Source organism: bacterium (assembly GCA_035691305.1).
Classification (GTDB): domain Bacteria; phylum Sysuimicrobiota; class Sysuimicrobiia; order Sysuimicrobiales; family Segetimicrobiaceae; genus DASSJF01.
In genome coordinates this window covers 1-26107 of record DASSJF010000039.1, presented here as the reverse complement: position 1 = coordinate 26107, position 26107 = coordinate 1, and the positions used below count along the sequence as shown (strand labels likewise).

Sequence of the window (26107 nt, the reverse complement as noted above, 5' to 3'; positions counted from 1 at the left end):
CTGACTCCTGATAATGTTTTTGAGCGTCAGAAGACATTCTAGCGGCGGCCCCGGCCGCAGCGGCATCTCACATCGCCGCGCAGCGTCTCGCGAGCGCGCCGGTCGGTCACCGCTGCTGTGCCCTCTCAGGCCAAACGGTCGATTTCGTCGGCCGTTTCTCGCAACTGTCGGGTCCAGCCGAAGAACACCTTCTGGTTTACTGGCCCGTCCAAGCTCCTGACGTCATGCCGCGCCGCCTCCGCGAGCCAGCCCAGCACTGCCTCGAGGACGTCGTCGGGACGCAGCGCGCTCAATCGGACCACGAGCCGCCGCACGTCCTCGGAGGGCAACAAGTAGTATGTCGGTCCCGGCCCGCCGTCGCGCTCCGCGAGTACGACGAGCGCGTCCTCGACCGCATAATGCAGCTCCGTGATCCTCTCATGCTTCGTGTCGTGCATGTCACTCGCCCCCCAACGGTCAGTTCTATTGTCTGTCGCCGCTCCGAGAGTGCCCGCAGCTCCTGTAGCACCTGCACCACTAGACCTCCATCGCCTGGCGCGTCCTGCGTACCGCAGCCATGCCGTGCTCTGCAGCGAAGTCTTTGTCCTGCCGCAGCGCGTAGAGCAGCAACTGCTCAATCACGTACCCGCGCTCCTCGCCGCCGAGCCGTTCTGCGTACGCGTCGACGAGCGCGAGCGTGCTCTCCGCGAGTCGCACGGAGACCGCCTTCGCCCGCTCTTTCTTGCGCGCCTCGATCAACGCCATGACCTTTACCTCCTCGCCGTCACTTGATATCCACCGCCAACACCCTCTCGGCCTCGTGCATGCCCACCATCCCCGCGGCGGACCGCTCATCACCCACGCCCACCGCTGAGATCGAACCGTCGTCTACCCGGCGGTCCGCTCTGACGGCGGCCGCCGCCCGGAACAGGGGCGCCGCCAGCGCCGTCGCCCTTGTCGTCCAAATCGATCGGGCACGAGACCCAGTCCGCCTCCTCGACCACCGCGGTCTGCTGGTCATCTGACGCCGGCGTCGACCACGACCACGGCATGACGAACGGCCAGCCGGCCACGCGAGTGTACGCCACCAGCGGCGGAAGCTGCGCCAGCTCGGACGGCAGAACGAGATACTCCTCGCGCGTGTGCGCCGTCCAACTATGAGACCTGGTGTCCTCGTGACCGTGGTGCTCTCCACGAGACTGCTGCCATTCGGTCAGCTCGCGGCGACCCAGCGCCTTCGCCGCCCATTCGGCGAGCTCCGGATCGGACGTTCGGAACACCACGAGCGTGCCCACGTTCAGCAGCGCCATCGCTCGGTCGCGTCCCCAGACCGCCCTCAATTGTCCGACATCCTGGGTGCCAACGCAGATCCGTCCACCCTTTGCGCGCGAACGCGTCTGCAACTCGAGGAGCGCAGGCACCTCCCCCAACCGCGGGACCTCGTCGAGCACAACCCAGACGCGACGCTCGCGACTGTCCGGCATGCTCAAGAGCTGGCGCGCCATGAGTTGCACCCACAGGCGCGAGACCGTCTTGCCCAGCTCCTCATAACCGGCGATGGTCGGAAGAATGACCACCTGGTACGGCGTCGCGCGGGCCAGCCATGCCCGCACAGAGATTGCCCTCTCCGGATTGGCGTCGGGCCACGCCGCGGCCAGGTGCTTGAGCGGGTTGATGATCGAGACGAGCGTGCTCCACACGTCCTCCGAACTCGCCTTCTCCGCCTTGCCTGTGATCACCGACGCCGCTGCCCGGCCCTCAGCACTGCGCGAGAGCCGCGCCACTGTCGCTGGGCGACCGCGCGCGAACCAATCGCACCACAAGTCGCCCCACGACCACAGCGCGCTGCGCCCATGGTGCTCCGCGATCTCGTCCAGCAGCACGCCTTCGAGCACGCCGCGTGAGGCTGCCCGCCAGAACGGTTGCCGGTCGCCGGGGATGTCGGGCACGAACGTCGCGGCGCCGTCCTGCGCATCGAGCCGCGTGCGAAGATCCTCGCCGAGCAGCCACCGCGCCGCGCGCTTATCCCATGGAGCCAGCAGCGCCGTTGTTGCCGGGTGGGCGGCTTTGAGCCACTGAGTATACTCGCCCTTCGCATCGTGCACGCAGACCAGATCACCGCGCGAAATGGCCTGGCGAATCACCCGGCGCATCATCGTCGTCTTGCCGACGCCCTGGGCTCCCACCAACGCGATCCCTTCGGTTTCCTGCCGCTGCGTGAGCCCGCCGTTGCCCAGCAACCGCACCCCCGGCGCGTCACCCGGATCATTCCGCAGCAAGTCCCGTTCCCACGCGAGCATGCTGCGTTCGGCATCGTGCACGCGCACCACGTTACTCGCGTGCGACCGGCGATCACGATACAGTTGTGCCCCCCGCCGGTGCTCGCGGTGGTCATCGTGAACCGGCGTGCCGGGGTCGACGACTTCCGTCAGGCGCTCCAGCCCGCGATTCACCCAATCCCGCCAGTCCACGCTACAGCCCCCGCGCGCTACGACCGCCTGCGCCGCTACCGGGATCAAACCGCATCTTCATCCCTCCCAGCGGCCTCCGCCGCTGCGCCGGTTCCAGCGGCGCGTCTCACCTGCTCGAACAGATCGGCGGCGTCGCGCGCCGCCGCGCGGTGCCCCAACACCTCCGCGCCATCGAGCCCGGAGCGCCGCAGCACGTCCTCCACCACGACCGCGAGCGCTTGCACCGCGCACCGCAGATCTTCCCGCAGTCTCGCCTCCACGCTGGTGATGAGCTGAGCCACACGCTCCGCATCGCCTCCGGCGCCAGCAGGCCCGCCGTCGAACATGCGATGTCGAGCGTAGCCGGCGAGCGTCATGCCTCGCTTCTCCGCGTCGCGCACTAACCGCGCGTGTTGCTCTGCCGTGAGCGTCACGTCTACGTGCTTGCTTGACTCTCGCTCTTCGATCGCCACTCACATCACCTCGTATGACAGATCGTCATCGACTCGATGCTACGTTGGTCAGGCTGCGACCGCAGATTTCGGATGGGCAGAGCACGGGCAACGGCACGGGCAAACCACGGGCACAGAGACGGGCAGAACACGGGCAAAGTATCACGCACACCCGCCCCACCAGTGGTGGCACCGAAAATGCGACTTTCGAGCGTGGCGGGTAACCGAGGTACGTGGCCGTTTCGGCCGGAGAAAACGGCGCCGTGGAGGCAGTTTCGCCGGCCCGCATCATCGCGATAGCCCGTAGTCCTGGTGCTGTTCGTACCCGCGATCCGGGCGTTCGTGCCGGCGCTCCGGGCGCTTGACGGGACGCTCCAGACGGCGCTCCTGGCCGTCGCGTCCGGCGGTATGGTCGAGTGTGGACTGGCCCGGCCGGTCCCGGTGAAGCTGCTTCGCCGCGGCCTGGACGACCTCGGCCTGCACCTCCGGGCTCACCCACCGCGGCTCCGGGACAGCGCGCTCCGACCGTTCTTTGCCCTGTCCACCGGCCGCCGACTTTGCCTCCGCCCACGCATCGCGAGCGGTATCGCGAGCCTCACGGTGGTGCTGCTTTGCGTCCCGGTAGTCGGCGTGTGCGGCACGCTCTTGCTCACGCGCCTCCCGTACAGCGTCCCTCGCCGCCGCCACCGCCCGGCCATCACCGACGGCTCTGGCGTCGCAGAGATCCTGCCGCGCCTGCCTGAGCTCTTCGCCCTTCTCGTGCCACGTCTGGCCGGCTTCCTGAACCGCCTCTTTCGCCTGCGCCCTCTCTTCCCGCGCCTCCCGGAGCGGGTTCGTACCGGCCTGCTCTTGTCGCCGCTCGTCTTGCCGCTCCCGTGGCCAATGCGGGCCCTCATACGTCGCTTGCCGCTGCTCCGGACGCTCCATCCCCTCGGTAGACACGTGGACAGAGATCGTCTCCCGTTGGCGCGTGAACGCCACAGCACCCCACTGCCTATCGAACCGGTTGCTGTCCGCGTGCGCGGCCACCGCGGCGTGGTCGACCGTGATCCCTTGCGCCCGATCTGCCGTCCGCGCGTAATCCAGGCTCAGGCTCCGCGAGACCTGTTCGGCGGGCACGGAGACGTAGCGCTCGGCGTCCCGGTAATGCACCCTCATGGAGCCGTCCGACCGCACCTCTGGCACCGCAGTATTCATCGTCTCGCCGGCGCGGTTTGTGCAGACGTGATCGTCCAGTTTCACGGTGACGGTGCCCGTCTGCCGGGCGATCCCGACGACTTCTCCACGCCAACCGTTACGCACGCCAAGTTCGTAATCATTCCGCGTAAACGCCGCGCGGCTGCCCTCGGCCAGCGTCACCGACCGGCTATCGGACGCGGTGTACTGGCGCTCCTCCTTGCTCACCAGCCCCCGCTGCTGGAGCTCCTTGTGAACGGCCTCGTTGAGGGCGCGGGCATCGTCTCTGGTGGCCGTAATCCCCATGGCCCGCTTGCCTTCGGCGATCTTGTCCGCCAGTTCTCTTGCGACGGCCTGGCGCATGTCGTCCGTCGCCTCGTGGACGCTCACCATGCCGTGCGCATCGGCCTTCAGCAGGGCCTCGCCAGCCTGCCCGCGAGCGGCCAGTTCCGCGACCTCGCGCACCTCGGGAACGGCCTTCTCCTGCCGCCGGATCTCCTGGATCGTGGCGCTGGCCTCCGGCGCGCGATCGTGTACATCGCGGGCCAGGTGAGGAAATGCAGTGCCCGGCCCAATCGGCTGGAGCTGGCGAGGATCACCAACCAGGATGACCTTCGCGCCGACCTCTTTCACATCAGCGGCAAGCCGCGCAAGCTGCGGCGACGTGGCGCGCGCCGCCTCGTCCATCACCACCACGGTCTTCGCGTCCAGGCGGCGCCCGTGGACCTCGGCGAGCGCCGTAGTCCGACTCGCGATCCCCGCGGACTTTTGGAGCTCCGACGCTGCGGCGCCCGAGTAGGACTCGCCGATCACACGATACCGGGCGAGCTCGTAGGCGCGGCGCACAACAGCGAGCGCCTCGGTTTTGCCGGTCCCAGCGAGCCCTTCGACCAACCCAGCTCCGCGGTCGGCCGTCATGGCCGTGACCGCCGCAACCTGCTCCGGGGAGAGCGTCTTGCCGGGGTTCGCGGTCTCCCATTCCCGGATCGCCTGCTGGACGTGCTCGGGGGAAACGCCATGGCCGGGACTGTCCAGGAGCTCTCGCCAGTGCGACCGAAGCCGCTGCTCCAGCGCCTTCATCTCCGGCGTCGTCACCTTCGCCGAGAGCGGCGTCTCCCCGGCCGCGTGCACCACCACCTGGCGGCGTTCCATGGCGCGGTCCACGGCCTGGCAGACCTCATCGAGCGACGCGCCGGTGCCAATCGCGCGCGCGGCGGTTTCGGCGAGCAACTGCCGCTGCTCCACGACCGCGGAGCCCGCGGCCTCTTTGCCTGTGACGGTGGAGACCCCGCCCATGGTGACTGTCACGCGCGCCTCGTCGACGGCGCGGTCGAGCGCCCGCTGACGCTCCTCGGAGGATAATCGCTGCGTATCACGGTTGGCCTGGAGTCCCGCGGCGACCGCCTTCACAGCCAGGTCCCAGTCCGCCTGGAGCCCCCCTTCACGCGCCTGCTGCGCCCAGTCTTCGCGATATTCGCGATCGTGCTTCGGCCTGGACGCGACGGTCGCCGCCATCTTCTGCGCGGCCGACGCCTCGGTCCAGGCGTCAGGCCCCAGGCGCTTCTGCAACTCCGCGTCCCGCTGCCCGCGGCGCTTGCTGAACAGCGCCTCCAACTCTCTGGAGACGCCTTTGACGTGCAACTCACCTTGCTCATCGCGGTATACGCGGAGCCCCAGGCGCTCTTCCACGAGCCGCGCGACCTCCACGCGGTACGCCTGGCCGATCGCGAGTTTGCTCTTGTACACCTCGTGAAACTCGACCGTGTGCGCGCGGCCGTCGGCCCCCCAACCGAACGACGGCACGATGCAGTGCAGATGTGTCTGCGGATCAGACGCACGAGATAAGTGCTGTTCGTAGATCACCACCGGCACCGACACCGGGATATGCTCGTAGCCACCATGCCCGGCGCGGCTATACATTTCCGGAACCGCCACATCACGCAGCACCTTGAGCGCCGCCTCCCGGCGGATCTCGTCGAGCACGGCACGGGTCGGCGGATCGGCCATGGCCAGCACCAGAGATAGCCCTTTGATGTCCGAGAACGTCATGTCCCAGCCCATGAACCTGGTTTCAACGTGCGCGTTTTGGACGGACCGCCCGCGCCATTCGCCGCGTAGCAAATCGACGACGTCCTGACGCGTGAGCCGCATGCCGTCTTTGAGATCGGCAGGAGCGTGGGGCCCGAACGCGTAGGTGATCCCCGCGCTCATTCCCTCCGGAATCGACCCCATACGCAGGCTCTCGCGATCCGCGATCGTCGTGTCGTGATAATATCGCTCCATGCCCACAGCGTTCTTACCGCCCGCGCCCAGGTTGCCGCCATCGTGATTGGACAGCAATACCTACCTCCCCGACGGTGCGGGATACGTCCTATGCTCGCGCGCCGCGATCGACCGCGCCAACCCGAGCACTATGCCGTACAGTACAAGCGCTTCACCTGCCGCGATGGCCGGAAGCCAGAGAAGCCCGGAGAGCAGCGGTGCAGGGAAAACAGCGGCCAGATCCCTGCGCACTTCGGTGGCCGGCAACGCGAACCACCGCCAGGCACCGCCGCCATCCCGGAGCACCACCGCAACAGACGGCTCGGCCGCCAACTGAGAAATGTTCAGGCTCGGTATGCGGACATGCGCCCCGAGTTCGGCCTCGGCCTCGGCGCGCCAGTAGTAGCGCTGGAGCGGCGTCGTCGACAGATACGCCTGGGTAATCAGGCCAGCGGCGCTGACGGCCCAGAGCGACAGAAACAGCCCGACCGCGCGACGCACGTTTACTGACCCGCCGGCGAACTGACCGCCCACACCGTTGTGATCGACACCGCCGAGATCATTGCGACCATGACCGCGGCCACGAACGCCGCGAGAAAGAGAACCTGATTGCGCATATTTCACCACCTCCTACCCGTGTATGCGGGACACCCGATGTCCGGCTCCCGTGGACGCGCTATAATGAACGGACACCGCCAGGGCCCGGCAGGCCGACGGCGCCATCAAAACAGCCGGGAGAAAGGAGATGACGACCGAATGGACTACATCGTGCTCATTGCTCCGCGGATGCGGCAGATCTACGTCCAAGGCAAGAAGCTGTTCGCGCTCGCGATCGACAGTGACTTGCCCCGGCTGCTCAAACTGATGCATTTCGGCTCATTGACGGACACCGAAGTCGTCGCTGACCCGGACTCGGTCGCCGCGGTGCGGCCGGGCCGCGCGGGGAAGCGGCGGCGGCGCGCTCTGGACGACAACGGTCAGCGCTTAAACCGCGATGACCACGAGGACATGCATATAACCGCCTGCGCGAACGATGGCCTGGAGACAATCACCCCCGAGGGACTCAGGGCTCTCGAAGACCGCGCGCGGGACCTCCGTCAGCGTGCTCGCGCCGGCGCGGCGAACACGTTCGAGGAGGAGGACCTCGCGGAGACCGAGCGATACATCAGCCGCAACAAAGGGCGCTATGGCATCCGGCAGACCGGCGACGATGTCACCAAAGCGTACGACCTAGCGCGCAAGACTTTCGCGCGGGCCAAGGATGCGGTCGGGCGGATATGACGTTGGGCCGCGGACCAGATCCAGTACGAGCGGTGACTGAGGACGAGGACATGGGCCATCAAGGGCCGCTGGCGCGTGATCGTGCTCGACGACAGCACACTGGAAACACTCGCGCAGTCGATCCTCGACGTCGTGTCGCAGCGAATACCGGCTTAGCGCCGGTGCCACCCATCGCCTGCGCAGGTTAGGCCTGCGGAGCCGATGCCGCCGGGTTAGGCTCGGCGGATAACGAGGGCAGTCCGCCTCTTTGGACTGCCCTCGGCATTTCTCCCCGCGTCACGCACAAAGAGACATCGACAACAACGCCGCCAGTGTAATGCGTTTCGCCCCTTCACTCCGGACACGCCGTGTCCCGCGTCACCAGGTAGAGAGCCCATGACTACGCGCCTCCTGATCGCTGCGGAAGTCGCGCACCGCCTGCGCATCTCCAAGCGCCACGTCTGGCGTCTCGCTCGCTGCGGCAAGCTTCCCTCCGTGCGCATTGGCCCCTTGGTGAGATTCCCCGAAGACGCGCTGGACACGTTCATCGCCAACGGCGGAATCGGAGCCAAAGATCTCGCGCAAGCGCACATCGCTCGACAGGAAAAGGGCGCTGAGTAGAAGAGCCGCCCTTTACCAGGCGCGGGTGATCACGAACCAGGTCATACTGCCCTCGCCGGACGCTCGCAGACCCGCCCGGGTGGCGTAGGTGCCCACGAAGCCGCGCTGCCCCAGGAGGCCGACGCCGCGTCCCGGAACCCTCCCCTTCATTCCGTCATCGGTTAGAGGGGGGTGGAGCTTGTCGGGTACCTGCGTTGTGAAACACCGCAAGAAATGGGCTGTCGTCTGCTACGCGGGCCTCGATGCCCAAACGAAGAAGCAGCGTCAACGATGGTTCGGCGGCTTTAAGACTCATGCCGAGGCAGAGCAATTCAGGCTTGCACTCGCGCATTCCCCGGCCTTCAGCAGCGGTGTCGGACCTTACGGTTCCCCACGGCTTCGCACAGGTGACTACCTCCGTACCTGGCATGAGCAGCGCGTAGTCCTAGGCAAGATTCGTGAGCAAACGGCCGACCGTTACGAAGAGCTCCTGCGCTGCCACATCATCCCAGGGCTGGGGCACATTCCGCTTGCCCGGCTTGCACCGGCGGCCATCCAGCACTTCTATACGACGATGATCTCCGAGCGCGGTTTGAGCACGACAACTGCGCACCAGGCCGCCGCAGTCCTGCACGTCGCCCTCCGCGACGCCACCAGGCAAGGGCTGATCGTTCGCAACCCCGCGGACAACACGACGCCGCCGCCCGTCGCCGAGTACGAGCCGACAGTGTTCAGTCCCGAGCAAACTGTTGCTTACCTGGCAGACGCGCGAACAACCGCGACGCCGGCGGTATACGCGCTCCACGTCACCGCGGCCACCGGCGGCCTGCGCCTGGGCGAGCTGCTGGGGCTGCGGGAGGTGGCCGCCGACCTGGCGCATCGACCACCTCTACTGTCCGTTCATCAGCAGCTCGTCCGCGCCGGCCGGAATCCCGTTTATGGGCCGCCGAAGACGGGACGGGGACGGCGCACGATCGTGTTGTCTGACGTCGCCGCCGATGTGATCCGCGCCGCGCTCCTGTGGAAGAAAGCGCAACGGCTCATGCTCGGCCCGAAGTACCGCGATAGCGGGCTGCTGTTTGTCGGACCCAAGGGCCGTCCGCTCAACCCCAGTAACCTCTGGAACCGCGACCACACGCCGCGTCTCCGCAGGCTCGGCCTGCCGCACAGCCGCCTCCACGACCTCCGGCACTTCCACGGCACGCAGCTTGCCGTGGCCGGCGTAGACGCGCGGACCATCGCCGACCGGCTCGGCCACAGCAAAGTGTCGTTCACGCTCGACACCTACGTCCATCCGGCGCTCGCGGCTCAAGAACAGGCGGCGGCGGCGGCTAATGACTGGCTAACGAAATCGGGGCTCTCTGCGCGGTGAACCCTCGTTCAGAAACGTTGAAAAATATGGTGCCGGGGGACGGAGTCGAACCGCCGACACGGGGATTTTCAGTCCCCTGCTCTACCACCTGAGCTACCCCGGCACGAACACGCTTACGGGCCGCCTCCGAGTATAGCCCACCCCGTCCCGCAGCGGCAAGGCTAGGGCGCGCGGGTAAATACGTCCCACCGGGGAATGGAGGTAGGGAGCGATGTTGAACAATAAGGCGCTCGAACAGTACCGGCGGGTTCTCGAAGAAGCAGTGGCGGGCTCGGGACGCGACGACATCGGCGTCGGCGCGGTCACCGAGCCGAGGAGCGGCGTAATCGCGGTGGAGTTCTCCCGCGGCACGCACATGCATACGGCGGAGATTCCCGCAGACTCGCTGCAGGATCACGAGGGCGCGCGTCGCGCGGTAACCTCCGCCATTCGCGCGCTCAGCAAGGAAGTCGCGCAGGAGAACCTGCAAAAGGCCATGTAGCGTCTTCGCGACCGAGAAACAAAGGGGCGGGTCCGAATGGACCCGCCCGCTTCATCTTCCTTGCGAATCGCGGCCGGACTCAGTCCGTGGACCGGCCCGGTCGAGGGGCTATTGGACGTTCACCTCGATGCTCGCGGAGTCGGACTGCGCACCGTTCACGATCTGCGCCGCGCTCACCACGTACGGCATCGCCGCGATCGGAATCGAGTTGAAGTTCAGCGGGACCTGCCACGCCCCGTTGGCGTTGGCCGTCGTCTGGACACGGACCGTCTGTCCGAGGAGCCTGGGTTGCGCCGTCACGACGACCAGCGCGCCGGGCTGCGCCTGCCCCTGCACGATGATGCTGGAGCCCACGCGGGAGCCGTTGCCCGGCGACGTAATCGTCGGGACGGTGAGCGCGGCCGGCACCGGCGCGGAGCTCTGCGGCGTCGTCACCGCCACCTGATAGGCCTGGTTCGTGCCCTGCACGACGTAGAATCGGGCGGCGCGGCCGTTCTGGATCGCGCCGAAGTCTGCGGGCTGTCCGTTGAGCGCGATCTGGGCGTCGGGCAGCACCACGTAGGTCGTGCCGTTCGCCAACGTCACTGTCCGGTTGCCCGTATTGACGTGGGCGATCCGGCCGGCCGGAGAGAGCCGGTAGCTCGCCGTGATCTTCGTCGCCTGGTTCCCGCTGGCATCGACGACGACGCGGTCGCCGGTCTTTAACGCGCCGAGCGCCGCCGAGCCGCCCGCGCTGTTCTCCGCGTTGTACCGGTAGATCGCGGTCTCCGGCGTCACGGCATACGTGTAGTCCTGCCCGTTCGCCCGCACGACGATTTGCGGATTCTGCCCGGTCGTCACGGCCATTAGACGGCCCGTGACCTGACCCGACGGCACGACAGGAGGCGCGGCCGCGGTCGGTGTGCCGCCGCCGCTGTTGATCAAGATCGTCGAGTTGGCGGCGATCCACTGCACGCCGGCGCCGAGTGATTCGCTGATGAACCGCAGCGGCACCATCGTGCGGCCGTTGATCGTGAACGCCGGCACGTCGAGCAGCGTCGGCGAGTTGTTGACGTGGGCTTGCCGCGAGCCGACGGTCAGTTCAACCGTCTGGCCGCCGCGGATCGCGACGATGTGCTGGCTCGCCGCGTCGTAATCGACGGTCGCGCCCAGCTGCTCAAAGATGCCGCGCAGCGGCACGAGGACGCGTCCTTGAATTGTCTGCGGCGGCACGTCGAAGTTGACCGGCCGCCCATCAACGAACACCCGGATCATGCCCTGGGCGCCCGCGGGTAGCGGGGCCGCGATCGAGAGCGCGGCGACAAGCGCCAGGACGACGCAAAGGATCCGCTGGCTACTCATTTCATTCAGACCCCCACCTTCCTTTATATGGAGCGCGTATGTACCGTCTCGGTCGGGTACACACAACCTCCGGGGGTACGGCCCCGGGCGCTCACACTGAACAATACCCGGGGCCCGGCTCAGCCTAACCCCGCCTAATCCTGTAACACCGGTGTATCGACGCGCGCCGTGCGCCGCCGGGTCCACAGCGCAGGAGTCGCCGCGCGGTGCGGCGAACGCGCCGTGACACCATTGACGCGGAGCCGTCATGCTCAACGGGGACCGCGGGCCCAGGCTTCGAGCGGAGAACGTCCACGTCCGATTCGGCGGCGTGACCGCCCTCTCGGGCGTTGGCATGGAGGTCCGGAGCGGCGAAATCCTCGCGCTCATCGGGCCGAACGGCGCCGGGAAGACCACCCTGCTTAACACGATCAGCGGCGTCTACCGGCCGCGCGCCGGGAAGGTTGTCCTCGACGGACGGGACATCACGGGCCGGTCGCCCGACGAGGTCGCGCGCCGCGGCGTCGCCCGAACGTTCCAGAACGTCTCGCTGTTCGGCGGCATGACCGTCCTCGAGAACATCCTTGTAGGCCGGCACATCCATATGCGCAACGGCGTGCTGGCCTCCGGGATCTACTGGGGGTGGGGCGAGCGCGAAGAGTTGCGGCACCGCGTAGCCGTCGAGCGCATCATCGACTTCCTCGAGATCTCGCATATCCGCCGTGCGCCCGCGGGGACGCTGCCCTACGGCCTGCGCAAGCGGGTGGACCTCGGACGCGCGCTGGCGGCGGAGCCGACGGTGCTCCTGCTCGACGAGCCGATGACCGGGATGAACCGCGAGGAGAAGGAGGACATGGTCCGGTTCATCCTCGACATCGCCGACGAATGGGCGCCGGCCATCGTCTTGATCGAACACGACATGGGGGTCGTGATGGACATCTCGCACCGCGTCGTCGTGCTGGACCACGGCCGGAAGATCGCCGAAGGGGTGCCGGACGAGGTCCGCACCAACGCGGAGGTACTGCGCGCCTACCTCGGGGAGGCGCCGGCCGCGATCCCGGGGGCGGTGCGGTAATGGCGGCGGGCGCGCCGGAACGGCAAACGGCGACGACGCTGCCGGCGATGCTGCTGGCCCACGCGCAGGAGCACGGCCGGCGCGTCGCGATCCGCGAGAAAGAATACGGCATCTGGCAGTCTTACACGTGGGCCGAGAGCCTCGACCGCGTGCAGGCACTCGCCGCGGGGCTGGCGCGGCTCGACTTTGGACGCGGCGACCGCCTCGCGATCGTTGGCGACAACCGGCCGGAGCTCTACTGGGCGCTGCTGGCCGCCCAGACGCTCGCCGGCATTCCCGTGCCCGTGTACCAGGACGCCACCGCGGCGGAGCTGCGGTACGCGATCGCCCACGCCGGTGCACGGCTAGTGGTGGCCGAAGACCAGGAACAGGTCGACAAAATCCTGGAAGTGCGCGACGAGTTGCCGGCCCTCGAGCACATCCTGTACGAAGACCCGAAGGGTCTCCGCCACTACACCGAACCGAGCCTGCGGCGCCTTGACAGCGTCTTCGCGATGGGCCGGGAGGCCGACGGCGGCGGCCGCGCGGCGTTCCGCGCGCTCGTCGCGCGGCTCGACCCGGAGGACACCGCGCTGATCAGCTACACCTCCGGGACGACGGGGGCGTCGAAAGGCGTCATGTTGTCGCACCGTGCGCTGATCGCCACCGGCAAGAGCTTCCTTCAGGTGGTGCCGGTGGGGCCGTCCGACCAGATGCTGGCCTACCTGCCGATGGCCTGGGTGGGCGACACGTTCTTCTCCGTCGTGGTCGCGATGCTGACCGGCGCGACCATCAACTGCCCGGAGAGCGCGGAAACCGTCCGCGCCGACTTTCGCGAGATCGGCCCGACGGTGACCTTCGCCCCGCCCCGGATCTGGGAGAGCCTTCTCGCACAGTGCCAGGTGAAGATCGAGGACGCCGACTGGCTGAAGCGCGGCGTCGCGCGCCGGCTCGTCGCGGCGGCGATGCGAAAGGCACGCGCCGCTCTCCAGGGGGGCGGCATCTCAGCGGCCGACCGGCTGCGCTGCGCGCTCGGGGAGCCGCTCGTCTACGGAGCGCTCCGCGACCAACTCGGCCTGCGCCGGATCCGCGTCGCCATCACCGGCGGGGCTCCGATCGCGCCCGAGGTGCTCGAGTTTTTCCGCGGGATCGGCGTGAACCTCACCCAGCTTTACGGGATGACGGAGTGCAGCACGCCGGCGACCGTCCAGCCGGGCGACCAGGTCAAACTGGACACGGTCGGCCCGCCGATCCCGGGCGTCGAGCTGCGCATCGACGAGCACGGTGAAGTGCTGATCGCATCACCGGGCCTGTTCTCCGGCTACTTCCGCGATCCGGCGGCGACCGCCGACGCCCTGCGCGACGGATGGCTCCGCACCGGCGACGCGGGTCTGCTCGACCCGGACGGGCACCTCGTGATCCTGGACCGGGCGAAGGATGTCTCGCACCTCGAAGACGGCACGGTCTTCGCGCCCCAGTACGTCGAAAACAAGCTGAAATTCAGTCCCTACATTAAAGAGGCGGTCGCCGTCGGGCACGGACGCCCCTACGTGGTCGCCATGCTCAACATCGATCCGGACGTGGTCGGGAACTGGGCCCAGCGGCGCCAGGTCGCCTACTCCGGCTACACCGACCTCTCCCAGAACGCGCGCGTCGCTGCGCTCGTGGCGGACGAGGTCCGCCGGGTGAACGCGCTGCTCGCCCCGCCGCTGCGGGTGCGGCGTTTCATCGTCCTGCACAAAGAGCTGGACCCGGACGACGCCGAGATCACCCGCACGCGCAAGGTGCGCCGCCGCTTCATCGGCGAGAAGTACGCGCCGATCATCGAGGCGCTGTACGATCGGGGCGCGGCGGAGGTTGAGGTGCGCGCCGCCGTGCGCTACGAGGACGGGCGGGAGGCCCAGGTCTCCCGATCCCTGCGCCTCCATACGATCGAACCCGACGGCGTCCCCGCGGCGGCCGCCGTCCGGGCCTGACGTGTCCGGCGATCTCGGCTACGGCCTGGAACTGCTGGTAAGCGGCCTGCTCGTCGGCGTCCTGTACGCGATGGTCGCGCTCGGCTTCGTGCTGATCTACAAGGCATCCGACGTCTTCAACTTCGCCCAGGGCGCGATGACGTTCTTCGCCGCGCTCGCGCTCGTGAGCGTCCTGCCGCGCCTGGGGTGGCCGATCAGCCTGCTGTTCGTCGTGGTGCTCATGAGCGCGCTCGCCGTCGTGATCGAACGCTTCGCCCTCCGGCCGCTCGCGGGCCGGCCGCCGCTTGCGCTCGCGATGTCGACGCTCGGCGTGACGTTCGCCCTCGGCGGTCTCGCGCAGGCGCTGTGGGGCACCGAGCCGCACCGCCTCTCGCTCGGCATCTCCCCCGAGCCGATCCAGACCGCCGGCATTCTCATCAACCGCGTCGACCTGGTCGCCGCCGGCGCGGTCGCGATCATCGTCGGCGCGCTGATCTGGTTCTTCCAGCGGACGAAACTCGGCCTCGGGCTGCGCGCGGTCGCCGACGACCACGAGGCCGCGATGTCGGTCGGCATCGCGCTGCGCCGGGTGTGGGTCGTGGCATGGACTCTTTCCGGCCTCGTCGCGATCGCGGCCGGCATCCTCTGGGGCAACCGCATCGGCGTGGGCTTCGCGGTCTCGCTGATCGCCCTCAAGGCACTGCCGGTGCTCATCATCGGCGGCATCGACAGCATCCCCGGAGCGATCATCGGAGGGCTGATCGTCGGCGCGACGGAGAGCCTCGCCGAAGGGTTCATCGGGCCGCTCGTCGGGGGCGGCCTGCAGGACATCTTCCCGTATCTCGTGGCGCTCATCTTCCTGATGGTGCGGCCGTACGGACTGTTCGGACGGCCGGTCATCGAGCGCGTCTAGGGCGCGCCGGGATGCTCTACCGCGAGTGCGGGGTCTACCGCACGACCTACGCCGAGGACGCGGCGCTCTTTCCGCTGCCCGCGGATCGGCTCGGCACGGCGGCGCTCGTAGCGGCGGCGATACTGCTGCCGCCGCTCCTCGGGACGTACTGGCTGCGCGGCATCCTCATCCCGTTCCTCGTCTTCTCCCTGGCCACGCTCGGGCTCAACTTCCTCACCGGCTACGCCGGCCTCTTGTCGCTCGGCCACGCGGCGTTCATGGCCGTGGGCGCCTACGCGGGCGTGATCCTCTACGGACGGTACGGGGTGCCGCTGCCGCTCGCGCTCCTCGGGGCGGGATGCATCGCCGCCGCCGTGGGCGCGGTCGCCGGCACGCCCTCCTTGCGGATCAAAGGGTTCTATCTCGCGGTGGCCACGCTCGCCGCGCAGTTCATCATCACGTGGACGATCCAGCACGTGCCGTGGATCAGCGGCGGCGTCTTCGCCACGATCAACACGCCGACGGTGCGCGTCGGCGGGCTCGTCCTCGACAGCGCGCTGCGGCAATACTACCTCGCGCTCGCCGTCGTGGCGCTGCTCACGGTCTTCGGGATGAACCTGACGCGCAGCCGGATCGGCCGCGCGTGGATGGCGATCCGCGATCGCGACGTCGCCGCGGAGATCATCGGCATCCGCCTGCTGAAGTACAAGGTGCTCGCGTTCGTCGTCGCCGCCTTTTACGCCGGCGTGGCGGGCGCGCTGGTCGTTTTCTCCTGGTACGGCTCGGCGAACATCGAGGAGTTCGACCTCGTCAACTCCGTCCGCATTCTCGGCATGGTGATCATCGGCGGCATGGGCAGCATCGTCGGCTCGTTCCTCGGGGCCGGCTTCGTGACGCTCTTGCCGATTCTCGTGAGCGTGACGGTTCATCAGGCCGGCACGCTGACCGGCGGCGGTGCGGCCAACAGCCTCATCTCCAGCCTGGAAGATCTGATCTTCGGCACGATGATCGTCCTGTTTCTGGTGCTCGAGCCGCTCGGGCTCGCGCGGCTCTGGAAAACGATCAAAGACTACCTGCGGCTCTGGCCGTTCCCGTACTAACGACATCTCGCGAGGAGGGATCTCGATGAGAACGCGACGTGTGTGGTGGGGCTCCGCCACGGCGGCATTCGCGGTCATCCTGGCGTTGAGCGTGGCCTCCGGGCCGGCGCCGGGCGCCTCGATGGGCAATGTGGTGAACGTCCCGCAGCCGATCTACCGGACCGGACCGTACGCGGCCGGCGGCAGCGGGTTTGCCGGCGGGCGCGAAGACTACCTCGCCCTGTTGAACGCGCGGGGCGGACTGGACGGCGTCAAGTTCCAGTGGAGCGAGTGCGAGGACGCCTACGATACCGCGCGCGGCGTCGAGTGCTACGAGCGCACGAAGAAAGACATGGTGGTGGTCTGGCCGTCCAGCACCGGAATCACCTACGCGCTCGTCGACCGCTCGATCGCAGACAAGATTCCCATGGTGACGATCGGCTACGGCCGGTCGGACGCGACCGACGGCAAGACGTTCCCGTGGATCTTCCCGGTCCTCGGCAATTACTGGAGCCAGGCGTCGAGCTTCATCCGGTACATCGCCGCCGCGGTCGGCGGTGAGGACAAGCTCAAAGGCAAGCGCATCGCCCTGCTGCACCTCGACATTCCGTACGGCCGCGAGCCGATCCCGATGTTCCAGGATCTCGCGGCGAAGTTCGGGTTCGAGTTCCGCAACTTCCCGCTGCCGGCGCCGGGCCTCGAGCAGAGCGCGGCCTGGGTCGATATGGCCCGCCGGTACCGGGCAGACTACGTGATTCAGTGGAACTTCGGCCAGTCGTGCACCGTGCCGTTTACCGCGATGCGCCAGGTCGCGTTCCCGATCGACAAATTCATGGGCGTCTGGTGGTGCGGCTCCGAGGAGGACGTCCGGCCGGCCGCGGATCTGTCCAAAAACTACGTCAGCGCGAACTTCACCGGCGTCGGCCGCAACTTCCCGGTGATCCAGTCGATCCTCTCGACCGTCTACAAGAACGGGAAGGGCAACATCGACGAGGCCCGGGTCGGCACCGTCTACTACAATCGCGGCGTGATCGAGGCCGCCGTGTTCGCGGAGGCGGTGCACAACGCCATCAAACAATTCGGCCTGCCGGTAACCGGCGAGAAGGTGCGCTGGGGCTTGGAGCACCTGACCTTCACCGAAGCGCGGCTGCGTGAACTGGGCCTCACCGGCATGATCCCGCCGGTGACGCTCACGGCGGACGATCACGGCGGCGTGTCCAGCGCGTACTTCCAGCGCTGGGACGGCCAGAAGTGGGTCCGCATCCCCGGGCTCTGGCAGCCGTACGCCGACTTGGTCCGCGCGCAGATCGCGAAGTCGGCGGCCGAGTACCGCAACCAGAAACACTAGGCGGGCCGCCACGCTCGACGTGTCCCAGGCGCCGCTGCTCGACATCAACAACATCGAGGTCGTGTACGACCGTGTGATTCTCGTGCTCAAAGGCGTCTCGATCGCGGTCCCCGAGGGGGGCATGGTCGCCCTCCTCGGGGCCAACGGCGCGGGCAAGAGCACGACGCTCAAGGCGATCTCGAACCTCTTGCGCGTCGAGCGCGGAGCGGTGACCCGCGGCACGATCGGGTTCGCCGGAAGCCGCCTCGACACGTGCGACCCCGCGGAGATCGTCCGCCGCGGCGTCGTGCAGGTGATGGAAGGGCGCCGGGCGTTCGAGCACCTGACCGTCGAGGAGAACCTGCTGACGGGCGCCTACGTTCGCCGCGACGGGGCCGCGGTGCGGCGGGACCTCGACACCGTCTACGAGTACTTCCCGCGCCTCGCCGAGCGGCGGCGGGTGCGCGCGGGCTACATCTCCGGGGGCGAGCAGCAGATGATGGCGATCGGCCGGGCGCTCATGGCGCGGCCGCGCCTCATGCTGCTGGACGAGCCGTCGATGGGGCTCGCGCCCCTTCTGGTCCGCGAGATCTTCGACATCATCGCGCGGCTCAATCGCGAGGAGCGTGTGGCCATATTGCTCGCGGAGCAGAATGCGGCGCGGGCGCTGGAGATCGTCGAGTACGGCTACGTGCTCGAAAACGGACGGGTCGCCCTCGACGGCACGGCGGCGGCGCTCCGCGCGAACGAGGACATCAAGGAGTTCTACCTCGGCCTCTCCGGCGCGGGTGAGCGCCGCAGCTATCGCGAAGTGAAGCACTACCGCCGCCGGAAACGGTGGCTCTCCTGACGCGCGCCGACTCGTTCTACTCTCCCGAAGAAGCCGACGCGCCGGAGATCCGCCTGGCGCGTCAACTGCGCCGGCTGGGCGACGTGCTTGCCGAGACCTCCGCGCCCGCCGCCCGCCGGGCCGCTGAACGCGCGGGACTCCTCAACGGCGTGCCCACGCTCGACGCGCTCCGCCGGGTTCCGCTCCTCCGCAAGGAGGCGTTGCCCGCCGAGCAGGCCGCGTTCCCCCCGTTCGGCGGCTGGGCCGCGCGGGAGTCAACCCGGAAGCTGTTCGCGTCGCCCGGACCGATCTACGAACCCGAGGGCCCCCCGGTCGATCCGTGGGGCTGTGCGCCCGCGCTGCACGCCGCCGGTGTCCGCGCGGGCGACGTCGTCCTCAACTCATTCTCCTACCATCTGACGCCGGCCGGCTCGATCATGGAGGGCGGGCTGCTCGCGCTGGGTGCCGCCGTGATCCCCGGCGGCACCGGCAACGCCGAGATCCAGTGCCGCGCCGCGGCCCACCTGCGGGCGACCGGCTACACCGGCACGCCGAGCTTCCTTGCGAGCCTGCTCGACAAGACCGCCGAGCTCCGCGTCGCGATGGCGGTCGAGGTGGCGTTCGTCTCCGGGGAGCCGTTGCCCCAGTCGCTGCGGGAGCGCTTCGTCTCAGCCGGTATCCGCACGCAGCAGGCCTACGCGACCGCGGACTGCGGCATCATCGCGTACGAATGCGTGCACACCGCGGGACTCCACCTCGGCGAGCGATGCATCGTGGAGCTTGTCGATCCCGCGACCGGCGCCCCGGTGGGACCGGAGGATCCAGGCGAGATCGCCGTCACGGTCCTCGATCCCACCTACCCGCTGCTCCGGCTCGCCACCGGCGACCTGTCGGTCTTTACCGGCGCGGCCTGCCCGTGCGGGCGGGGCGCGCAGCGCCTTCGCGGCATTCTCGGGCGGACGGGCGACGCCGTGAAGGTGCGCGGCCTTTTCGTGCACCCCACCACGCTTCGGGCGGCGATGGCGCGGCACCCGGAAGCGCCGCGATACCAGTTCGTCGTCCGCCGGACGGGCCACCAGGACGACCTGATCGCCCGGCTCGAGTCGGACCGAGCGGACGAGACACTCGCCCGCCGGATCGCCGCCTCGGTCCAGGATGCGACACGGCTCCGTACGACGGTGGAGTTCGTGGCGCCCGGAACGCTGGCCGGCGCGGAGCATGTGCTGGTCGACGAGCGACGCTGGTCTTAAGGCGTTACTCGGATCGCTTTGCTTCGGGTTCAGGAAGCCGCCGCAGGAGAGGGATCAGGAGCGCCACGAGCAGCGCGTTCCGAACGTTCAGGGCCAGGATTGCCCACAGCTCGAACGCCGCAAGTTGCCGCGACGCCATGTACTCCACGCCCGTCGCGACGCACGCGGCCAGGAAGAGCGGACGCGCGGACCGGCCGGCCGCGCCGCCGAGGGCCGACACGAACGGCAGCAGCCAGACGAGGTACTGCGGCGACAGCACCTTCCCCGCGACGACGAGCGCGAGTACCGCCGCCGTCGCGTACCGCAGCGGGTCGCCGAGTTCCGACCGCGCGAACCGCCACACCACCGCACCGGCCAGCGCGACCTGCGCAGGGATCGCGAGTGCCGCGAAGGACGACGATCCGGGAGCGACGAGCTCGACCGACATGCGGCTGTAGCGCCACGCGGGCGTGACCCCGAGCGCCTTGTCGGCCAGCAACAGCGCCCCGGCCCAGACCGTTTCGATCTGGAGCCCGCGTCCAATGTGATACATGACCGAGGCCGCGCCGCCGAGGACGAACCACGCGGCCCCGGCTGCAAGCATCGCCCCGGCAAAGATGAGTACCGCCCGAGCCGTGCGCGCCGCGCGAAGATCGGCGATCGCGCCGAAGGCGGCGACCACCGCCGGAAAGATCTTGAGCAGCGTCCCCGCGGCGGTCAGCAGCCCGCCCGCCGCGGGCCGCTCCCCGAACCACGCGAGCGCCCCGGCGAAGGCGATCACGGCCGGTGCGAGATCGTAGCGGGTCCCGATCACGGGATACAGGGCGCCGAACGCCGCGGTGTACCAGGCGAGCCGGAGCGGCACCTCGCGCGCGCCTTCCCGCGCGGCCGTGCGGCGCGCCAGCAGCGCCACCGCCGCCGCATCGAAGATCAGCATCTCCGCGGCGAACAGCATCGGGTACGGAACGAATCGGGATGCCGCGAGGCGCGGAAGCACGAACAGGATCAGTGCCAGCGGCGGGTACTCGACCGGATAGTCGCGGTACGGGACGCCGCCGGCGAGGACGCGCGAGCCGTAATCGAAATAGATGCGCACGTCGTGAAACGCGGCGATCCCAAACTGACCGAACTGCCCGAGGCCCAGCAGCGGCGCCGCTAGGATCGCGGCGTGGGTGCCGACGGCAAGAATGCTCCATCCCGCCACCGACGACGCACGCATGCTCAGACGCTCACAGAGGGCTCACCGAAGGATGGCGGGAGCGACGGGATTTGAACCCGCGATCTCCTGCGTGACAGGCAGGTGTGTTAAACCAGGCTACACCACGCCCCCGCGCAACAGCGGCACTCCCGCCATGAGTCATGGTAGGGCCGGCGCGACTCGCTGTCAACCGACCGAAGTGCCTCAAAATTATCGACACCGAAGCGCGAACCGTTGCCTCAAAATGCCGGTCACCGGCGCCCAGGAGGCAACGTGGGTCCTCTTAGCGTACGCGAATACGCCGCATCCCTTCGTCCTCGCTATCGCCTGGCATCTCGCCGTGACAAGAGTCGGCTGTTGGATGAGTTCTGCCGGGTCACCCATCGGGATCGCAAGGTCGTGATCCGGCTGCTGCGGCACCGGCCTAAACGCGCGCGTCGCCGGGCCGGCCGCCCGCGAATGTATCTGACCACCTTGCGGCCCGTCTTGGAGCAGGTGTGGGAAGCCAGCGACTATCTGTGCTCCAAGCGCTTGGCGCCCTTCCTCCCGGAACTGCTCGAGACCCTGGAACGGCACGAGGAGGTGTCCCTCGCGGCAGACCAGCGCCGGGCCCTCCTGCGCATCAGCCCCGCCACCATCGATCGGCTCTTGGGCCCCGTGCGGCGGCAGTACCGACGCCACGGCCTCGCAACGACGAGCCCCAGCCTCGCCGCCCTGCGGGCCCAAGTCCCCCTGCGCACCTTCGGGGAATGGACCAATGTGCTCCCCGGCCATCTGCAGGCCGATTTGCTGGCGCATTGCGGGGCCAGCGGCCACGACTTCTTCCTCACCTCGCTCCTCGCCATCGACGTCGCCACCGGCTGGACCGAGCTCCAGGCCGTATGGGGCAAGGGCCACGAGCGCGTCGGTGGCGCCATGCAAGCCGTCCGGCTCGCCCTGCCGATGCCCTTGCTCAGCCTGCACACCGACAACGGCAGCGAGTTCCTCAACCATCTCCTTATCCCGTGGTGTCGCGAGAAGCGCATCGCCTTCACCCGCGGCCGTCCCTACCGCAAGAACGACCAAGCCTATGTCGAACAGCGGAACGGCGCGGTCCTCCGCCGGTACATCGGCTACGACCGCTACCGCTCCCGCGCGGCGTTCGCCGCGCTGCAGGCGGTGCACGAGTGGCTGCGGCTCTATGTGAACTTCTTTCAGCCCATCCGCAAATTGGTCTCCAAAGAACGCCACGGCGCCCGGGTGGTCAAGCGCTATGATCGCGCGCAGACGCCCTACCGTCGGCTGCTGGCCAGCGGCGTCCTCACCTCAGAGCGCCGTGCCGCGCTCACCGCCCAGTATCAGGGCCTCAATCCCCTCCGGTTGCGCGCGGATCTCCAAACCCGCCTCGACGCCCTCTGGAAACTCGCCGACGGGAGGAGGACCGGCCCATGAGTCTCGTGAGGGCAAGACGGCGACGCATCCGTCCGCGCCGGCCGCAGGCAAGACTAGGACAAGGGCCTCGCAGACGGAGCCTGGGTGACCACCATTTTGAGGCATCACCCCCTACTTCGGTGACCAGGACTTTTGAGGCAACACGCGACCGTATTGGTCTAGATCGTACTGCCGCTCATCGCCGCAAAGATCGCCGCGAGCCGCGCCGAGTCGGAGCTGGTGATCTGGTCGGCGCCCGAGTCCAGAACCGTGAGCAGCAGGCGATCGATCTCCGGCTCGTCCGCGTGCAACGTCCAGACATCCACCAGCGCTCCCGGGGTGCGGTCGTGGACGAACGCGACCGGATTGACGCCGTCCGCCAGCGCTTGGAGCAGAAACTCCTTGCGCACGTACACTTCGCGGGCGCCCGGCACCAGACCGAGCAGCACGTCCATGCGGTCCTCGAGATACGCCCGTACGGACATTAGCCGGCGGTACCCGAGTGGATGATCGTCCAGGTATCCGTACGCGTTGACTCGCGTGGGGAGCCTGGCGCCGCCGTCGACCGGCGCGTCGAGATAGTATCCAAAGTCCAGCCCCACGGCCAGGCCGGAATCGAGCCGGCGCAGCAGACGCAGGTTCCAGTCGCCCATGCAGCCGACGACCACCGAAAGGCGGGAGCGGTCACGCATCGGCGCGATCGCCCGGAGCAGCGCCGCCGCGGTCTCGGAGGACACCGGCGCCGCTTCCTTGAGGTCGACCTGCACCTTCACCGGCCGGTCCACCTCGCGCAACACCCCCACGGCATCGGCGAGCGTCGCAGCCGGCTCGCCGCTGCCGCGAAGACGCAGCGTTCTGAACTGGGCCTCGGTCACTCCGCGAAGCGGACCGCGGCCGCTGGTCTCACGCTCCAGCAGCGGATCGTGGATCAACACAAATTTCTCGTCCCGCGTAAGGCCAACGTCGAATTCCACGACCTCGGCCCCGTCGGCCAGCACGCGGCGCAGCGCCGCTACGGAGTTGGGCGGATGAGGGTGGAGCCCGCTGAGGAGCCGGTGGTACTTGAGAAGGACGTTGCCTCCCCGGTACGGCAAGTGGCCCCGCGGCGGCGCCGTCACGGTCCGACCCGCACGCCGGCGCGGTCGAAGCGAAGCACGCGCGGACCTCATTCTTGCGCCCCCCCGGCCGCGGAGTTGATCCACTCCGCGCCGACAGCGTTCCGTCGAACGCCCGCCACTTCCTGCCTGCAAGAGAAAGCCGCTCTCGCCGGGAACTTCAACGCCGGCCGACGAAGCGTGCCCTAGCCTGACTTCATCCCTCAAACTGGAAGGAGCGATATCCGCCATCATGTGGAGAGTTTCCGCGTGCGTCCTGGTATTCGCGCTGTTCGGCGGCCTCACGCTCGCTCCGGGTGGATCGGCTCCGGTGTCGGCCGGCGCCGCGGCGATTCCGTTCGGCCTCGTGCTGGTCGGACCGCGCAACGACCACGGGTGGAGCGAAGCCCATTACACCGCCGGGCAGTTCGCGGAGCGCAAGGTCAACGGCGCCAGAATGATCTACGTGGACAACGTCAACCCCGCGGCCAAGCCCGGGGTCACGGTCCCGCAGGTCGTCGACGATCTCCTCTCCAAGGGCGCGCGCCTCGTCATCACGACGTCGGACGACTTCAAGGATGGCACCCTGGAAGCGGCCAAAGTGCATCCGCAACTGCCGATCATCAACGTCTCCGGCGACCACGCCTGGAAGAACGGCCGGGACTACAAGGCCCCGTCGAACGAGAGCAACTTCATGGGCCGCATGGAATACATGAAGATGCTCGGCGGGTGTGCGGCCGCGCTGACCACGCGCACCGGCAAGGTCGGTTTCCTCGGACCGCTCGCCAACGACGAAACGCGCCGGCTGGCCGACTCCGCGTACCTCGGCGCGCGCTACTGCTGGACCACCTATCTCCACCGGCCGCCGGCCACCCTAACGTTCAAAGTGACATGGATCGGGTTCTGGTTCAACATCCCGGGCCAAACGCTTGATCCGACGAAGGTCGCGGACGATTTCTTCAACACCGGCCACGACGTGGTCATTTCCGGGATCGACACGACCGAAGCGCTGGTGGAGGCCAACAAGCAGGCGAAGGCCGGTAAGCGCGTCTGGGCCGTCCCGTACGACTACCAGCACGCCTGCTCGGAGGCGCCGAGCGTGTGCCTGGGCGTCCCCTACTTCAACTGGGGTCCGGCGTACGTCAAGGCGATCCGGATGGTGTGGGCCGGCACCTACCGTCAGTACTGGGACTGGAACGGTCCGAACTGGAAGAACATCAACGACCCGGACACGTCGGCGGTCGGCTTCGAGAAGGGGCCGGCGCTGGGCGCGTCGGCCGCCGCGCGCCTCAACACCTTGGTGAGGAACATGGGCCTCGGGGCGGTTGTGCTTTGGAAGGGCCCCCTGCGCCTCGCCGACGGGTCCGTGTACCTCGAGTCCGGAAGAGTCGCGACCGATCTGCAAGTGTGGTACATGCCGCAGCTGCTTCAGGGCATGGCCGGGCCCAGTAAGTAGTCACGCCCGGGCCGGGGGGGCGGGCGCAGCCCCGCCTCCCCGACCCGTCACCACGTACACCCGCATGCGCGTCGAACTGAGGGAGATCCGGAAGTCGTTCGGCGCGGTCCGCGCCAACGACGGTATCACGCTCGCGGCGGCCGAAGGCTCGATTCACGGGGTGCTCGGGGAGAACGGCGCCGGCAAGAGCACCCTGATGAAAATCCTGTCCGGCGCGCTCGCGCCGGACTCGGGCGAGATCCTCCTCGACGGATCGCCGGCGCGGATCGGCTCGGCGTCGGACGCGATCCGCGCGCACATCGGCATGGTTCACCAGGACCCGCTCGACTTCCCGTCGCTGAAGGTCCTCGACAACTTCCTGCTCGGCGCGCCGACGGGATTCGTGCCCGAGCGCCGGCGGGCCCGTCGCGCGCTCCGCGACCTCGCCGCGGCGTTCGGTTTCACGCTCGATCCGGACGCGCCGTGCGGCCACCTGACCGTCGCCGAGCGGCAGCAGCTCGAGATCGTGCGCCTCTTGTGGCTGGGCGTCCGGGTGCTGATCCTCGACGAACCGACGACGGCGATCTCCGCGTCGCAGCGCACGCTGTTGTTCGCGGCACTGCGCGCGCTCGCCGGGCAGGGCAACGTCGTGTTCTTCGTCTCCCACAAGCTCGAAGAAGTCCAGGAACTCTGCGATCGCGTGACGGTGCTGCGGCACGGCCGCGTCGCCGGCGGGGCGCCGATGCCGTGCGACACGGCGACGCTCGTTCGCCTGATGTTCGGCCGCGACTTGCCGCGGGCAGCGCGGCCGCGGATTTCGACCGGGCCGCCTGTGCTGGAGGTGGACGGGCTCACCGTCGGCGACACACTGATAACGCTCGAGCACGTCACGCTGCGAGTCTCGGGCGGCGAGGTCGTCGGCTTCGCGGGCCTCGAAGGCAGCGGCCAGCGGCTGGTCCTCAACGCGTGCGCCGGGCTCACGCCGCCGACCGCCGGCCGCATCCGGATCGCGGGACAGGACCTGAGCGGCCGGCCTTACGCGCGCTTTCTCGCGGCCGGCACGGCGTACGTTCCAGCCGGACGCCTCGGCGAAGGCCTCGTGCCGGGGCTTACGCTCGCCGAGCACGCCGCCATCGCGGAGCCGCGCCGCTCGATGTTCGTCGACCGCGCGCGCGCCGCGGCGGCGGCGGCCCGCCGCATCCGGGAGTTCAGCATCCGCGGCACGCCCGACACGGACGTGCGCGCGCTCTCCG

General features: G+C 68.5%; 24 protein-coding genes and 2 tRNA genes. 14 read left to right on the top strand and 12 right to left on the bottom strand.

The features are described 5' to 3' along the window. Nucleotides 1-125: 125 nt before the first annotated feature. From VFL28_07345 to VFL28_07320, 6 genes are all read right to left on the bottom strand, one after another. Complete coding sequence (locus VFL28_07345) at nucleotides 126-437, bottom strand: hypothetical protein (GenBank protein HET7264465.1); 312 nt, start codon at nucleotides 435-437, stop codon at nucleotides 126-128. 79 nt (nucleotides 438-516) lie between these two features. Then, on the bottom strand, nucleotides 517-744 hold the full coding sequence (locus tag VFL28_07340; GenBank protein HET7264464.1) for a hypothetical protein: 228 nt from the start codon (nucleotides 742-744) through the stop codon (nucleotides 517-519). Nucleotides 745-833: 89 nt separating this feature from the next. Next, nucleotides 834-2450 carry a type IV secretion system DNA-binding domain-containing protein gene (locus VFL28_07335; GenBank protein HET7264463.1) on the bottom strand — a complete coding sequence of 539 codons (1617 nt, stop codon included), beginning with the start codon at nucleotides 2448-2450 and terminating at the stop codon, nucleotides 834-836. A 44-nt stretch (nucleotides 2451-2494) separates the two neighbouring features. Beyond that, nucleotides 2495-2902, bottom strand: a complete 408-nt coding sequence (locus VFL28_07330) for a hypothetical protein (protein HET7264462.1) — start codon at nucleotides 2900-2902, stop codon at nucleotides 2495-2497. Between the two features lie 267 nt (nucleotides 2903-3169). Next, nucleotides 3170-6397, bottom strand: a complete 3228-nt coding sequence (mobF, locus tag VFL28_07325; GenBank protein HET7264461.1) for a MobF family relaxase — start codon at nucleotides 6395-6397, stop codon at nucleotides 3170-3172. A gap of 3 nt (nucleotides 6398-6400) precedes the next feature. Beyond that, nucleotides 6401-6820 carry a hypothetical protein gene (locus VFL28_07320; GenBank protein ID HET7264460.1) on the bottom strand — a complete coding sequence of 140 codons (420 nt, stop codon included), beginning with the start codon at nucleotides 6818-6820 and terminating at the stop codon, nucleotides 6401-6403. A gap of 255 nt (nucleotides 6821-7075) precedes the next feature. Here VFL28_07320 and VFL28_07315 point away from each other — a divergent pair, with 255 nt between their 5' ends. Both VFL28_07315 and VFL28_07310 read left to right on the top strand, forming a co-directional pair. Next, nucleotides 7076-7600, top strand: coding sequence for a hypothetical protein (locus VFL28_07315; GenBank protein ID HET7264459.1), 525 nt, complete (start codon nucleotides 7076-7078; stop codon nucleotides 7598-7600). A 375-nt stretch (nucleotides 7601-7975) separates the two neighbouring features. Then, nucleotides 7976-8200, top strand: coding sequence for a helix-turn-helix domain-containing protein (locus VFL28_07310; GenBank protein HET7264458.1), 225 nt, complete (start codon nucleotides 7976-7978; stop codon nucleotides 8198-8200). 12 nt (nucleotides 8201-8212) lie between these two features. On the opposite strand, the gene VFL28_07305 is transcribed toward VFL28_07310, so the two are convergent. After that, complete coding sequence (locus VFL28_07305) at nucleotides 8213-8350, bottom strand: hypothetical protein (protein HET7264457.1); 138 nt, start codon at nucleotides 8348-8350, stop codon at nucleotides 8213-8215. Between the two features lie 46 nt (nucleotides 8351-8396). Between VFL28_07305 and VFL28_07300 the strand changes: the two genes are divergently transcribed. Further along, entirely contained in the window at nucleotides 8397-9551 is a 1155-nt protein-coding gene (locus VFL28_07300; protein HET7264456.1) for a tyrosine-type recombinase/integrase, read from the top strand. A gap of 27 nt (nucleotides 9552-9578) precedes the next feature. Here the strand turns inward: VFL28_07300 and VFL28_07295 are convergent. Further along, nucleotides 9579-9654: transfer RNA gene (locus tag VFL28_07295), tRNA-Phe, on the bottom strand. A 108-nt stretch (nucleotides 9655-9762) separates the two neighbouring features. Between VFL28_07295 and VFL28_07290 the strand changes: the two genes are divergently transcribed. Next, entirely contained in the window at nucleotides 9763-10032 is a 270-nt protein-coding gene (locus VFL28_07290) for a hypothetical protein (GenBank protein HET7264455.1), read from the top strand. 108 nt (nucleotides 10033-10140) lie between these two features. Here the strand turns inward: VFL28_07290 and VFL28_07285 are convergent, their stop codons facing one another. Next, a complete protein-coding gene (locus VFL28_07285) occupies nucleotides 10141-11373 on the bottom strand; it encodes a copper amine oxidase N-terminal domain-containing protein (GenBank protein ID HET7264454.1) in 1233 nt (410 codons plus the stop codon). Between the two features lie 247 nt (nucleotides 11374-11620). Between VFL28_07285 and VFL28_07280 the strand changes: the two genes are divergently transcribed. The 7 genes from VFL28_07280 to VFL28_07250 are packed head-to-tail and all read left to right on the top strand — an operon-like array spanning nucleotide 11621 to nucleotide 19738. Further along, nucleotides 11621-12427: an ABC transporter ATP-binding protein gene (locus tag VFL28_07280; GenBank protein ID HET7264453.1), complete on the top strand. Its 807-nt coding sequence runs from the start codon at nucleotides 11621-11623 to the stop codon at nucleotides 12425-12427. Continuing rightward, complete coding sequence (locus VFL28_07275) at nucleotides 12427-14382, top strand: AMP-binding protein (protein HET7264452.1); 1956 nt, start codon at nucleotides 12427-12429, stop codon at nucleotides 14380-14382. The genes VFL28_07280 and VFL28_07275 overlap by 1 nt, the downstream gene beginning before the upstream one ends. Nucleotide 14383: 1 nt before the next feature. Continuing rightward, a complete protein-coding gene (locus tag VFL28_07270; protein HET7264451.1) occupies nucleotides 14384-15274 on the top strand; it encodes a branched-chain amino acid ABC transporter permease in 891 nt (296 codons plus the stop codon). Between the two features lie 11 nt (nucleotides 15275-15285). Then, entirely contained in the window at nucleotides 15286-16353 is a 1068-nt protein-coding gene (locus VFL28_07265; GenBank protein HET7264450.1) for a branched-chain amino acid ABC transporter permease, read from the top strand. A gap of 25 nt (nucleotides 16354-16378) precedes the next feature. After that, complete coding sequence (locus tag VFL28_07260; protein ID HET7264449.1) at nucleotides 16379-17680, top strand: ABC transporter substrate-binding protein; 1302 nt, start codon at nucleotides 16379-16381, stop codon at nucleotides 17678-17680. Nucleotides 17681-17699: 19 nt separating this feature from the next. Beyond that, nucleotides 17700-18509 carry an ABC transporter ATP-binding protein gene (locus VFL28_07255; GenBank protein ID HET7264448.1) on the top strand — a complete coding sequence of 270 codons (810 nt, stop codon included), beginning with the start codon at nucleotides 17700-17702 and terminating at the stop codon, nucleotides 18507-18509. Next, a complete protein-coding gene (locus VFL28_07250) occupies nucleotides 18497-19738 on the top strand; it encodes an AMP-binding protein (GenBank protein HET7264447.1) in 1242 nt (413 codons plus the stop codon). Before VFL28_07255 ends, VFL28_07250 begins: the two co-directional genes overlap by 13 nt. A 4-nt stretch (nucleotides 19739-19742) precedes the next feature. Here the strand turns inward: VFL28_07250 and VFL28_07245 are convergent, their stop codons facing one another. Both VFL28_07245 and VFL28_07240 read right to left on the bottom strand, forming a co-directional pair. Further along, the gene (locus VFL28_07245; protein HET7264446.1) at nucleotides 19743-20936 is read right to left on the bottom strand and encodes a hypothetical protein; all 1194 of its coding nucleotides are present in this window, start codon (nucleotides 20934-20936) and stop codon (nucleotides 19743-19745) included. A 32-nt stretch (nucleotides 20937-20968) separates the two neighbouring features. Continuing rightward, nucleotides 20969-21047, bottom strand: a tRNA-Asp gene (locus VFL28_07240). Nucleotides 21048-21272: 225 nt separating this feature from the next. Between VFL28_07240 and VFL28_07235 the strand changes: the two genes are divergently transcribed. Then, nucleotides 21273-22346 (top strand): transposase, encoded by a 1074-nt coding sequence (locus VFL28_07235; GenBank protein HET7264445.1) that lies wholly within the window; start codon nucleotides 21273-21275, stop codon nucleotides 22344-22346. Between the two features lie 158 nt (nucleotides 22347-22504). On the opposite strand, the gene VFL28_07230 is transcribed toward VFL28_07235, so the two are convergent. Further along, on the bottom strand, nucleotides 22505-23443 hold the full coding sequence (locus VFL28_07230) for a glycerophosphodiester phosphodiesterase family protein (protein ID HET7264444.1): 939 nt from the start codon (nucleotides 23441-23443) through the stop codon (nucleotides 22505-22507). Nucleotides 23444-23672: 229 nt separating this feature from the next. Between VFL28_07230 and VFL28_07225 the strand changes: the two genes are divergently transcribed. Beyond that, nucleotides 23673-24875 (top strand): BMP family ABC transporter substrate-binding protein, encoded by a 1203-nt coding sequence (locus VFL28_07225; protein HET7264443.1) that lies wholly within the window; start codon nucleotides 23673-23675, stop codon nucleotides 24873-24875. 64 nt (nucleotides 24876-24939) lie between these two features. Next, on the top strand, nucleotides 24940-26107 hold a 1168-nt coding region (locus VFL28_07220), incomplete at its 3' end, for an ATP-binding cassette domain-containing protein (GenBank protein ID HET7264442.1).